Source organism: Streptococcus ratti FA-1 = DSM 20564 (assembly GCF_000286075.1).
GTDB classification, from domain to species: domain Bacteria; phylum Bacillota; class Bacilli; order Lactobacillales; family Streptococcaceae; genus Streptococcus; species Streptococcus ratti.
Genome location: NZ_AJTZ01000003.1, coordinates 164,330 through 175,994, shown reverse-complemented (window position 1 = coordinate 175,994; position 11,665 = coordinate 164,330). Strand labels below are relative to the sequence as shown.

8 protein-coding genes and 1 tRNA gene are annotated in these 11,665 nt (G+C 41.6%); 8 read left to right on the top strand and 1 reads right to left on the bottom strand.

Annotation, left to right across the window (positions count from 1 at the left end; genetic code table 11):
• Window positions 1–5 precede the first annotated feature (5 nt).
• The 6 genes from SRA_RS01580 (at window position 6) to SRA_RS01555 (ending at window position 3,967) form a co-directional block, all read left to right on the top strand.
• A tRNA-Asn gene (locus SRA_RS01580) sits at window positions 6–79 on the top strand.
• Between the two features lie 133 nt (window positions 80–212).
• Window positions 213–710: a sigma-70 RNA polymerase sigma factor region 4 domain-containing protein gene (locus SRA_RS01575; protein WP_003086868.1), complete on the top strand. Its 498-nt coding sequence runs from the start codon at window positions 213–215 to the stop codon at window positions 708–710.
• Window positions 711–1,017: 307 nt separating this feature from the next.
• Window positions 1,018–1,866 (top strand): 4-(cytidine 5'-diphospho)-2-C-methyl-D-erythritol kinase, encoded by an 849-nt coding sequence (gene ispE, locus SRA_RS01570; protein ID WP_003091323.1) that lies wholly within the window; start codon window positions 1,018–1,020, stop codon window positions 1,864–1,866.
• A 144-nt stretch (window positions 1,867–2,010) separates the two neighbouring features.
• Window positions 2,011–2,451 (top strand): zinc-dependent MarR family transcriptional regulator, encoded by a 441-nt coding sequence (locus SRA_RS01565; protein ID WP_003086865.1) that lies wholly within the window; start codon window positions 2,011–2,013, stop codon window positions 2,449–2,451.
• Between the two features lie 2 nt (window positions 2,452–2,453).
• Window positions 2,454–3,155 carry a metal ABC transporter ATP-binding protein gene (locus tag SRA_RS01560; protein ID WP_003086864.1) on the top strand — a complete coding sequence of 234 codons (702 nt, stop codon included), beginning with the start codon at window positions 2,454–2,456 and terminating at the stop codon, window positions 3,153–3,155.
• The gene (locus SRA_RS01555; RefSeq protein WP_003086863.1) at window positions 3,155–3,967 is read left to right on the top strand and encodes a metal ABC transporter permease; all 813 of its coding nucleotides are present in this window, start codon (window positions 3,155–3,157) and stop codon (window positions 3,965–3,967) included. Before SRA_RS01560 ends, SRA_RS01555 begins: the two co-directional genes overlap by 1 nt.
• Window positions 3,968–4,047: 80 nt before the next feature.
• Here the strand turns inward: SRA_RS01555 and tyrS are convergent, their stop codons facing one another.
• Window positions 4,048–5,304 (bottom strand): tyrosine--tRNA ligase, encoded by a 1,257-nt coding sequence (gene tyrS, locus SRA_RS01550; protein WP_003086861.1) that lies wholly within the window; start codon window positions 5,302–5,304, stop codon window positions 4,048–4,050.
• Window positions 5,305–5,463: 159 nt separating this feature from the next.
• Between tyrS and pbp1b the strand changes: the two genes are divergently transcribed.
• The gene (gene pbp1b / locus SRA_RS01545) at window positions 5,464–7,833 is read left to right on the top strand and encodes a penicillin-binding protein PBP1B (protein ID WP_003086859.1); all 2,370 of its coding nucleotides are present in this window, start codon (window positions 5,464–5,466) and stop codon (window positions 7,831–7,833) included.
• A 262-nt stretch (window positions 7,834–8,095) separates the two neighbouring features.
• The gene (rpoB, locus tag SRA_RS01540) at window positions 8,096–11,659 is read left to right on the top strand and encodes a DNA-directed RNA polymerase subunit beta (RefSeq protein ID WP_003086849.1); all 3,564 of its coding nucleotides are present in this window, start codon (window positions 8,096–8,098) and stop codon (window positions 11,657–11,659) included.
• Window positions 11,660–11,665: the final 6 nt, after the last annotated feature.

The window sequence follows — 11,665 nt, the reverse complement described above, 5'->3', positions numbered from 1 at the left end:
GAAATTCCGGCATAGCTCAGTTGGTAGTAGCGCATGACTGTTAATCATGATGTCGTAGGTTCGAGTCCTACTGCCGGAGTAGATGAATATTCTAAAACACCTCATTGAGGTGTTTTTTAGTATATGATGAGAAAACAGGACATTTATGTCCTGTTCTTAAAATTGCTTTAGCCTTATAATGATGTCATCAAGTAAAGGAGGGCATCGTAAAGATGGAAGAAGATTTTGAAATTGCTTTTAATAAAGTTAAGCCGATTATATTTAAGCTGCAGCGCTACTACTTTATTAAACTGTGGACTCGAGAAGACTGGCAGCAAGAGGGAATGTTGGTTTTACATCAATTGTTAAAAGAACATCCTGAACTAAGTAAGGATGATGCAAAGCTTTATGTTTATTTTAAGACGAGATTCTCGAACTATATTAAAGATGTTTTGCGTCAGCAGGAAAGTCAAAAACGTCGTTTTAACAAAATGCCCTATGATGAAATCAGTGAAGTGGCTCACTGTGTTTCAAATGCAGGCATGCAGCTGGATGAATATGTCTTGTTTTATGACCGTTTAACTGCTTACAAGAAGGAACTGGATGAGAATCAAAAAGAGCAGTTTGAGCGCCTGGTGGCTGGGGAACGATTTTTAGGAAGACAAAAAATGCTTAAGGAACTCAAGAAAAAGTTGAGTGATTTTGATGACACCAGTTTAAGGGAACAGTAGGAAAAATTTCTTACTGACTGCCCATTGACCTATTTTAGCCTTGATTATCTGATGACAAAAAGGGAAGAGCTATCAAAAGTTAATCAAATAGGGATAAAACAGAAAAGGACTTTACGAAAGTCTTGTATTTTTCTTTAATGGTCAGCAGAAGATTTAAAACAAAAGGCTGAGATAATCTATGTCAGTCTTTTTATATGTCATTTGGCTATTTTTGACTGAGGAAAACTTAGCTTTTATACGGTTTGGCGAACCAGATAAGAGAAGTTTTTGGTATAATGAATATAATCATTCACAAGAAAGGCATGATATGGAAATTGTTGAGAAAGCTCCTGCTAAAATCAATCTTGGTCTTGATATTGTCGGCAAGCGTCAGGATGGTTTTCACGAACTGTCAATGATTATGGTCAGTGTTGATTTAAATGATTATATTACTATTACTGAAATTGCTGAAGATCAGGTCATCGTAAATTCAAATAGCTGCAAGCTGCCTTTGAATAGTAAGAATGATGTTTGCAAGGCTGCTCAGCTTTTGAAAGAACGCTATCAGATTAGTACTGGTCTTGAAATAACACTTCAAAAATCGATTCCTATATGTGCTGGACTAGGCGGAGGCTCCAGTGATGCTGCTGCGACCTTGCGTGCTCTTAATCGTTTATGGGAGCTTAAGTTATCAGAAGAAGAGTTGATTGAAATTGGTTTTAAAATTGGAAGTGATGTTCCTTATTGCATCAAAGGCGGCTGCGCCCTTATTTCAGGTAAGGGAGAGATTGTCGAAAATCTGCCCTGCTCTTTGTCAGCTTGGGTAGTCTTGGTTAAGCCCGACTTCGGTATTTCTACAAGAACGATTTTCAAAGAAATTGACACAGAAACTATTTCTCGCGTCAATATTGATGCGTTAAAAGAGGCTATTCTGACAAATTCCTATGAGGATGTACTGCAATTCATGGGGAATTCACTTGAGGATATTACCATTGCCAGAAAACCTTTTATCCAAAAAATTAAGGATCGTATGGATAAGTGCGGTGCTGATATTTCTTTGATGACAGGCAGCGGACCAACAGTTTTTGCGCTTTGCCGGACCGAGAAACGCGCCAACCGCATTGTTAACAGCATGAAGGGTTTTTGCAGGGAAGTTTACAAGGTGAGAATAATATAAAAAGAATTGATTTCATGAACTGCACCCCAAAAGTTAGATTTTTCTGTCTAACTTTTGGGGTGCAGTTCATTCATTTGATTCTTTTTTTTATTTATGGTAAGATTAAGCGATAAATAATTAACTGGTTAATTAAAAGGAGGGGTTATGGCATTAGGACAGGAAATTGATCGCTTGATCAATCAAATTCTTTTAAAGGCTGAAAATCAGCACGAGCTGTTGATTGGGTCTTGCCAAAGTGAGATTAAGCTGACTAATACTCAGGAGCACATTTTGATGCTGCTGTCACAGGAAAATCTGACCAATTCAGACTTGGCCAAACGGCTGAATGTGAGTCAGGCAGCGGTGACGAAAGCGGTCAAATCTCTCGTGAAGCAGAAGATGCTGGAGTCTATCAAAGATAAGACTGATGCGAGGGTTACTTATTTTCGTCTGACAGAATTGGCTAAGCCTATTGCCCAGGAGCACGAACACCATCATGCTTTGACGCTGTCGGTTTATGATCATCTCTTAGACACCTTTTCCAAAGAGGAGCGAGCTGTTATCAGTCGCTTTTTAACTGCCTTAAGTAAGGAATTAAAGGAGTAGCTGTGCGATATATTACTGTAAAAAATCTATCTTATCAATACGACTCAGAACCTGTTTTAGAAGGAATTACTTATCATTTGGACAGCGGCGAATTTGTCACTTTAACGGGTGAAAACGGAGCTGCTAAGTCAACTTTGATTAAAGCAACGCTAGGTATTTTAAAGCCTAAGGTTGGTTCTGTAGCATTTTCTAAAACAAATGTGGCTGGCAAAAAATTACGTCTGGCCTATCTGCCCCAGCAAATTGCTAGTTTTAATGCAGGTTTTCCTTCAACAGTTTATGAATTTGTTAAATCGGGTCGTTATCCGCGCAATGGCTGGTTTCGTCGTTTAAATAAGCACGATGATGAACATGTTAAAGTTAGTTTAGAAGCGGTAGGGATGTGGGAGAATCGCCATAAGCCTATTGGCAGTCTTTCCGGCGGTCAAAAGCAGCGTGCTGTTATCGCCAGAATGTTTGCCAGTGATCCTGATATTTTCGTCTTAGACGAACCTACGACTGGTATGGATGCTGGAACAACGGCAACTTTTTATGAGTTGATGCATCATAGTGCTCATCAGCACAGTAAAGCAGTCTTGATGATTACGCATGATCCTGAGGAGGTCAAGGCATATGCGGACCGAAATATCCATTTGGTACGCAATCAAGATTTACCTTGGCGCTGCTTTAATATTCATGAAAAAAATAAGGGGGGCAAAAGATGATGTTAAGTGATATATTAGCTTATGATTTCATACAGCGTGCCTTGCTTGCTGTTGTGGCAATCAGTCTTTTTGCTCCGATTTTAGGTCTCTTTCTCATTTTACGGCGTCAGAGTCTGATGAGTGATACTTTGAGCCACGTCTCTTTGGCTGGTGTTGCTTTTGGAGTTTTGCTGGGAATTTCTCCGACCTGGACGACGCTTTTAGTGGTTACTTTGGCTGCTGTTGTACTTGAATATCTGCGAACAGTTTACCGTCACTACATGGAGATTGCGACAGCTATTCTGATGTCGATGGGCTTAGCCCTTTCTTTAATTGTTATGAGTAAGGCTGGTGATGCCAGCAACGTCAGTTTGGAACAATACCTTTTTGGTTCTATTATTACGATTAGTTTTGAACAGGTGGTTGCCCTTTTTACAATTGCTGCGATTGTCTTAATTCTCACTGTCTGCTTTATTCGTCCTATGTATATTCTGACTTTTGATGAGGATACCGCTTTTGTGGATGGGTTGCCTGTTCGGTTGATGTCCATTTTATTCAATGTTGTTACAGGAGTGGCTATTGCTCTAACTATTCCGGCAGCCGGTGCACTTTTGGTATCAACGATCATGGTCTTACCCGCCAGCATTGCGATGCGATTGGGAAAGAGCTTTAAAACTGTTATTGCTCTGGGGATTCTGATTGGTTTTATGGGAATGGTGTCTGGCATCTTTATTTCTTATTTGGCAGAAACTCCTGCCAGTGCAACTATAACCATGATTTTTATTGCTATTTTTTTGATTGTCGGTCTTTTGAATCGGTTGATAAAAGACTAAAGTTAGGTGAGTGTTTGTAAACTTGTTTTTAATCTTTATAATTGAAAAGCTGGAGCACTCACTCCAGCTTTATCATATTCTTAATAAGTTAAGACAAAATATTTTTTCTTACCGCGGCGGATAACCGTTAATTCATTGTCAATCTTGTCGCTATCAGAGAGGATATAATCTAAATCTTGTACGCGTTCACCGTTGATATAAATAGCGCCGTTTTGCACATCTTCGCGAGCTTGTCGTTTAGAATTGACAATGCCGGTAGCGACTAAAATATCAACGATATTAAGGCTGTTCTCTGATTTTACAGCATAGTTAGGCACATTGCTGAGGCCTTGTTTGAGTTCTTTAGCAGAAAGGCTCTTGATGTTTCCTGCAAAGAGCTGCTCAGTGATTTTTACAGCTTCTTTATAGGCTTTTTCACCGTGAACAAAGGTGACAACTTCTTTTGCCAATGTCTTTTGTGCTAAACGTTCATGAGGAGCTGCTTCGAATTTGATACGAATGTCTTCGATCTCATCTAAACTCAGGAAAGTAAAGATTTTCAAGAAGCGAACAGCATCAGCATCCATAACATTTAGCCAGAATTGATACATTTCATAAGGAGAAGTTTTATCAGCATCAAGCCAGACAGCATTGCCTTCTGATTTACCAAACTTTTTGCCGGTGGCATCTGTGATTAAAGGAACAGTAATTACATGTCCCTGTGTGTCAGCCTTACGGCGAAGCAATTCAGTACCGGCAGTCATATTGCCCCATTGATCAGAACCGCCGATTTGCAGGGTAACACCATATTTTTGATTGAGAACGTAAAAATCATAGGCCTGCATAATTTGGTAGGCAAATTCAGTATATGAAATTCCGGTTTCAATGCGTTTTTTAACAGATTCCTTGCTCATCATGTAATTGACTGTAAAATATTTGCCGACATCGCGCAGGAAATCAATAAAGCTAACAGATTCAAACCAGTCGTAGTTATTAACCATCTGTGCTTTGTTATCACCGCTTTCAAAGTCAATAAAACGTTCCAGCTGACTGCGAATGCTTTCTACCCAGCCTTTTACAGTCTCTTTGGTCTGAAGGCTGCGTTCATCGTCTTTAAAGGAAGGGTCGCCAATCAAGCCGGTAGCTCCTCCTACGAGTGGGTAAGGTTTATGTCCGGCTAACTGCAGATGCTTCATGACCAAAATGGGTACCAGATGACCTAGATGGAGGCTGTCCGCTGTTGGATCATAGCCTGAATAAAAAGAGACATGTCCTTCATCCAACGCTTTTTTCAGGGCCTCTTCATCAGTAGTTTGAAAGACTAAGCCGCGTGCTTTGAGTTCTTCAAAAATAGTCATAGCTTTTCTCCATATTCTTATAACATTACAAAGCATTATATCAAAAACAACAGGGGCTATGCAAGTTCTTATGAACGAGAAAGAAAATAATTGACTTGATAGAAACAACGGCTATGTCAAACATGAGAAATTTGATATAATGTAAACTGAGGTATGATTATGTTCCTGCTAGAAAAAATTAAAAGAAAGTTCAAAGCAACAATTGCTAAAAGGCCTGATTTTAACAAAATTAGTTTTGTTAAAACAATTAAAAACCTGAAGTTAAAGGAATTAAAGCGAGCTGACTATCTGGATTTCGGTTCAGTTTTTTTGCGCACCCTTAAACTGCTGTCAGATTTTGCTTATATTCTTATTCTTTTGTTTCTTTTTTTAGGCCTTGGTGTTGGATTTGGCTATCTGGCGAGCCAGGTTGAAAATGTAACTGTTCCTAAGAAGACGGACTTGGTTACTCAGGTTAATACTTTAACTAGAATTTCTAAAATGACTTATTCGGATCAGTCGCTGATTTCAACTATTGATACAGATCTTTTAAGAACACCAGTAGATAGCAAGGATATTTCGGAAAATGTGAAGAAGGCCGTGATTGCAACGGAGGATGAAAATTTTAAAGAACACAAGGGGGTTGTTCCCAAAGCTGTTTTTCGGGCAACGCTTGCCTCAGTTTTAGGCCTTGGTGAAAGCAGCGGCGGCTCTACGTTGACACAGCAGCTCTTAAAACAGCAGGTTTTGGGAGATGATCCCACCTTTAAACGTAAAACCAAGGAAATCATTTACGCCCTTGCGCTTGAGCGCTATGAAGACAAAGATAAGATTCTGACCAATTATCTTAATGTCTCTCCATTTGGGCGCAATAATAAGGGGCAAAATATTGCCGGCATTGAAGAAGCGGCTCAGGGAATTTTTGGTGTTGCTGCTAAAGATTTAACCATTCCTCAGGCAGCCTTTTTAGCTGGACTGCCGCAGAGCCCTATTGCTTATTCGCCTTACACAGCTGCAGGCGAACTCAAATCAGCAGAAGATATGCAGCTGGGTTTGAAACGTTCACAAAATGTGCTATACAATATGTATCGCACAGGCGTCTTGTCAAAGGCTGACTACGAAAATTATAAGAAATACGATCTTAAAAAAGACTTTAAAAAGCCGCAGGCAGCGCAGACAGACTCCCATGATTACTTGTACTATTCCGTCTTCGAAGAAGCTCAGGATGTTATGTATGACTATCTTGTCAAAAAGGATAAGGTTTCTTCACAGGATTTAAAGAATGATAAAACCAAGGCAGCCTATAAAGAAAAAGCTCTGCAGGAGCTGCGCTTAGGCGGTTATACCATTACAACGACTATCAATAAGAAGGTTTATAAAGCTATGCAGACAGCGGTTGCTCAGCATGGCGGCTCTCTTGATGACGGAACGGGAAAAGTTGAAGTCGGCAATGTTCTTATGGATAATTCCAGCGGAGCTGTTCTTGGATTTGTAGGGGGACGTGACTATAAAAGCAATCAAAACAATCATGCTTTTGATACGGCAAGATCACCTGGATCCAGCATCAAACCATTGCTGGCTTACGGTCCTGCTATTGATCAGGGGCTTATGGGCAGCTCAAGCATGCTTTCAAACTATCCTACAACGTTTGCCAGCGGACAGAAAATTATGCATGCCGGAGACGAGGGAACGGCTATGGTTAATCTGCAGGAAGCGCTGGATGTCTCCTGGAATATTCCAGCCTACTGGACCTATCAGACCCTATTGCAAAAAGGTGTAGATGTTCCTGCTTATATGGAAAAAATGAACTACCACATTCCTGAATATTATATCGAGAGTCTTCCTTTAGGCGGAGGGATTGAAACAACGGTCGCTCAGCAGACAAATGGCTATCAGACTCTTGCCAATGGCGGTGTTTATCAAAAACAATACATGGTCGAAAAAATTACCGACAGCCAAGGAAAAGTTATTTATCAGCATACTGCTAAGCCAGTTCGGGTCTATTCCAAGGCAACTGCCAGCATCTTGAATGAGCTGCTTAGAGGTCCCATTAGTTCAGGCAAAACAACAACTTTTAAAAATAAGCTGAAAGCTATCAATTCAGGGCTGGCTGGTGCTGACTGGACAGGGAAAACGGGAACAACTGACGATTATACTGATGTCTGGCTGATTCTGTCTACGCCTAAAACAACCCTTGGCGGCTGGGCTGGCCATGATAATAATACTTCTTTAAAATCAATGTCGGGTTACAACAACAATGCCCAATATATGGCATACTTGGTCAATGCGATTAATCAGGCAGATCCAAATGTTTGGGGAACCAATCAGCGCTTTAGTCTTGATTCTAGTGTTATTAAAGCTAATGTTTTGAAATCAACAGGTCTGAAACCAGCGACGGTCAATATTAACGGAAAGACTATTTCGGTCGGCGGTGCCACCACTACGAGCTACTGGGCCAAGAACGGTCCGGGCAATACGGTTTATAAATTTGCCATAGGCGGTACAGACAGCGACTATCAAAAGGCCTGGTCAAGCATTGGTGGAAGGTAGTATTTCTTGACAAGTATAAAGAGATAGTGTATAATATATGTAACTATTTGTCGTCTGCTTTGGTTGAAATATTGTCCAATCAAGGCTTACAGCAGTTAAATCAAGCTTTAAAGAGTCAGATTTAGCTGCTCTTTTTGTGCTTAATTTTAGGGAACGGCTTTATTTGTAATACACATTTAAAGTTTCTGAAAATTGGTGCAAACGGCAGATTTGCTAACGTTTTGGCCTCTTAAGAGGTCTAGAAAGAAGAAGGAGTTAAAACTTGGCAGGACATGAAGTTCAATACGGTAAACACCGTACTCGTCGCAGTTTTTCAAGAATCAAAGAAGTTCTTGATTTACCAAATTTGATTGAAATTCAAACGGACTCATTCAAAGACTTTTTAGACACTGGTCTTAAGGAAGTTTTTGAAGATGTTTTTCCTATTTCAAACTTTACTGAAACCATGGAACTCGAGTTTGTGGGGTATGAAATTAAGGAACCTAAGTATACTTTGGAAGAAGCAAGCGCTCATGATGCACATTATTCAGCGCCGATTTTTGTGACCTTCCGCCTAATTAATAAAGAGACTGGTGAAATCAAGACTCAGGAAGTTTTCTTTGGCGATTTTCCGCTGATGACTGAAATGGGAACCTTCATTATCAATGGAGCTGAGCGGATTATTGTTTCCCAGTTAGTTCGTTCACCAGGTGTTTACTTTAATGATAAGGTTGATAAAAACGGTAAGGTCGGCTACGGCTCTACTGTTATTCCCAATCGCGGTGCTTGGCTTGAACTTGAGACTGACTCTAAGGATATTGCCTACACAAGAATTGACCGGACACGTAAAATTCCTTTCACAACACTCGTTCGGGCTCTTGGTTTTTCCGGCGATGATGAAATCCTTGATATCTTTGGCGACAGCGAATTGGTTCGCAATACTATTGAAAAAGATATCCACAAGAATCCTAATGACTCTCGTACAGATGAAGCCCTCAAAGAAATTTATGAACGTCTGCGTCCGGGTGAACCTAAGACAGCGGACAGCTCGCGCAGCCTTTTGATTGCTCGCTTCTTTGATGCTCGCCGCTATGATTTGGCAGCTGTTGGCCGTTATAAAATTAATAAAAAATTAAACGTCAAGACCCGTCTCTTGAATCAAGTTCTTGCTGAAAACTTGGTAGATCCAGAAACAGGAGAAATCCTTGTGGAATCAGGTACGGAACTGACGCGCTCAGTACTGGATTCAATTGCGGAACATTTAGACGGTGATTTGAATAAAATTGTCTACACCCCAAATGACTACGCCGTTTTAACCGAACCGGTTGTTTTGCAAAAATTCAAAGTTGTATCACCGCTTGATCCGGAACGTGTGGTGACGATTATTGGCAATGCTAATCCAGACGACAAAGTGCGTCATCTGACACCGGCAGATATTTTAGCGGAGATGTCTTACTTCCTTAACCTGGCTGAAGGGCTTGGTAAGGTTGACGATATCGACCATTTAGGGAACCGTCGTATCCGTGCAGTAGGTGAGCTGTTAGCGAACCAATTCCGTATTGGTTTGGCGCGTATGGAGCGCAATGTCCGTGAACGGATGTCTGTTCAGGACAATGAGGTTCTGACACCGCAGCAAATTATCAATATTCGCCCGGTCACAGCTGCTATCAAAGAATTCTTTGGTTCTTCTCAATTGTCACAGTTCATGGATCAGCACAATCCGCTGTCTGAGCTGTCTCACAAACGCCGCCTGTCGGCCTTAGGGCCTGGTGGTTTGACCCGCGACCGTGCTGGCTATGAAGTGCGTGATGTACACTACACTCATTATGGCCGCATGTGTCCAATTGAAACGCCTGAGGGACCTAACATCGGTTTGATTAATAACCTGTCTTCTTACGGGCATCTGAACAAATACGGATTCATCCAAACACCCTACCGCAAAGTTGACCGCACTACAGGTGTGGTTACCAATGAGATTGAATGGCTGACTGCGGATGAAGAAGATGAATTTACAGTAGCGCAGGCAAATTCAAAACTCAATGAAGACGGCACATTTGCTGAAGAAATCGTTATGGGTCGCCACCAAGGGAACAACCAAGAATTCCCAGCAAGTTCTGTAGAATACATGGACGTTTCACCTAAACAGGTAGTTGCGGTTGCAACAGCATGTATTCCATTCCTTGAAAATGATGACTCCAACCGAGCTCTTATGGGTGCCAACATGCAGCGTCAGGCTGTGCCTTTGATTGATCCAAAAGCTCCGCTTGTTGGAACAGGGATGGAATATCAGGCTGCCCATGATTCAGGAGCTGCTATTATTGCTCAAAATGATGGGAAGGTTGTTTACTCTGATGCGGACAAGGTTGAAGTCCGCCGTGAAGACGGCTCCCTTGATGTTTACAATATTACAAAATTCCGCCGTTCTAACTCAGGAACTGCCTATAACCAGCGGACACTTGTTAAAGTAGGCGACAGTGTTGAAAAGGGAGACTTCATTGCTGACGGACCTTCCATGGAAAAAGGCGAGATGGCTCTCGGTCAAAACCCTATCGTCGCATACATGACATGGGAAGGCTACAACTTTGAAGATGCTGTTATTATGAGTGAGCGTCTGGTTAAAGACGATGTTTATACATCGGTTCATTTAGAAGAGTTTGAGTCAGAAACCCGCGATACAAAGCTTGGCCCTGAAGAAATTACCCGTGAGATTCCAAATGTTGGTGAAGAAGCCCTCAAAGATCTTGATGAGATGGGTATTATCCGCATTGGTGCCGAAGTAAAAGAAGGAGATATCCTTGTCGGGAAAGTAACTCCTAAAGGTGAAAAAGATCTGACTGCTGAAGAACGTCTCTTGCATGCTATCTTTGGTGATAAGTCACGTGAAGTGCGCGATACTTCGCTTCGTGTACCTCACGGCGGAGATGGTGTTGTCTGCGATGTTAAGATCTTTACCCGTGCTAATGGTGATGAACTTCAGTCAGGAGTTAACACACTGGTTCGTGTTTACATTGCACAAAAACGTAAGATCAAAGTCGGGGATAAAATGGCCGGACGTCACGGAAACAAAGGTGTTGTTTCACGTATTGTACCTGTTGAGGACATGCCTTATCTTCCAGACGGAACTCCTGTTGATATCATGCTAAATCCTCTTGGGGTGCCATCACGGATGAATATCGGACAGGTTATGGAACTCCATCTTGGTATGGCTGCCCGCAGCTTAGGCATTCATATTGCAACTCCGGTCTTTGACGGTGCAACATCCGATGACCTTTGGGAAACTGTTAAAGAAGCCGGTATGGCTTCTGATGCTAAGACCGTTCTTTATGACGGCCGAACTGGTGAACCATTTGACAACCGTGTATCTGTCGGTGTTATGTACATGATTAAACTGCACCACATGGTTGATGATAAACTGCATGCTCGTTCTGTTGGTCCTTACTCAACGATTACTCAGCAGCCGCTGGGAGGTAAGGCTCAATTTGGCGGACAGCGTTTTGGTGAAATGGAAGTTTGGGCGTTGGAAGCTTACGGTGCATCAAACGTTCTGCAAGAAATTTTGACCTACAAGTCTGATGATATCACAGGCCGTCTTAAGGCTTATGAGGCCATTACCAAGGGCAACCCAATTCCAAAACCAGGGGTGCCGGAATCATTCCGCGTTCTTGTGAAGGAACTGCAGTCATTGGGACTTGATATGCGCGTTCTTGATGAAGATGACAGAGAAGTTGAACTTCGCGACCTTGATGAAGGCGAAGATGAAGATATCATGCATGTTGATGATCTTGAAAAAGCGCGTGAAAAACAAGTTATTGAAGCTGCCGAATTTGCAAATGGTGATGAAAAATAACAGATA

Bases quoted from the DNA above. Each gene is read 5' to 3' on its own strand.
- SRA_RS01575 (WP_003086868.1), top strand. From the start codon at position 213: ATGGAAGAAGATTTTGAAATTGCTTTTAATAAAGTTAAGCCGATTATA.
- ispE (WP_003091323.1), top strand. From the start codon at position 1,018: ATGGAAATTGTTGAGAAAGCTCCTGCTAAAATCAATCTTGGTCTTGAT.
- SRA_RS01565 (WP_003086865.1), top strand. From the start codon at position 2,011: ATGGCATTAGGACAGGAAATTGATCGCTTGATCAATCAAATTCTTTTA.
- SRA_RS01555 (WP_003086863.1), top strand. From the start codon at position 3,155: ATGTTAAGTGATATATTAGCTTATGATTTCATACAGCGTGCCTTGCTT.
- tyrS (WP_003086861.1), bottom strand. From the start codon at position 5,304: ATGACTATTTTTGAAGAACTCAAAGCACGCGGCTTAGTCTTTCAAACT.
- pbp1b (WP_003086859.1), top strand. From the start codon at position 5,464: ATGTTCCTGCTAGAAAAAATTAAAAGAAAGTTCAAAGCAACAATTGCT.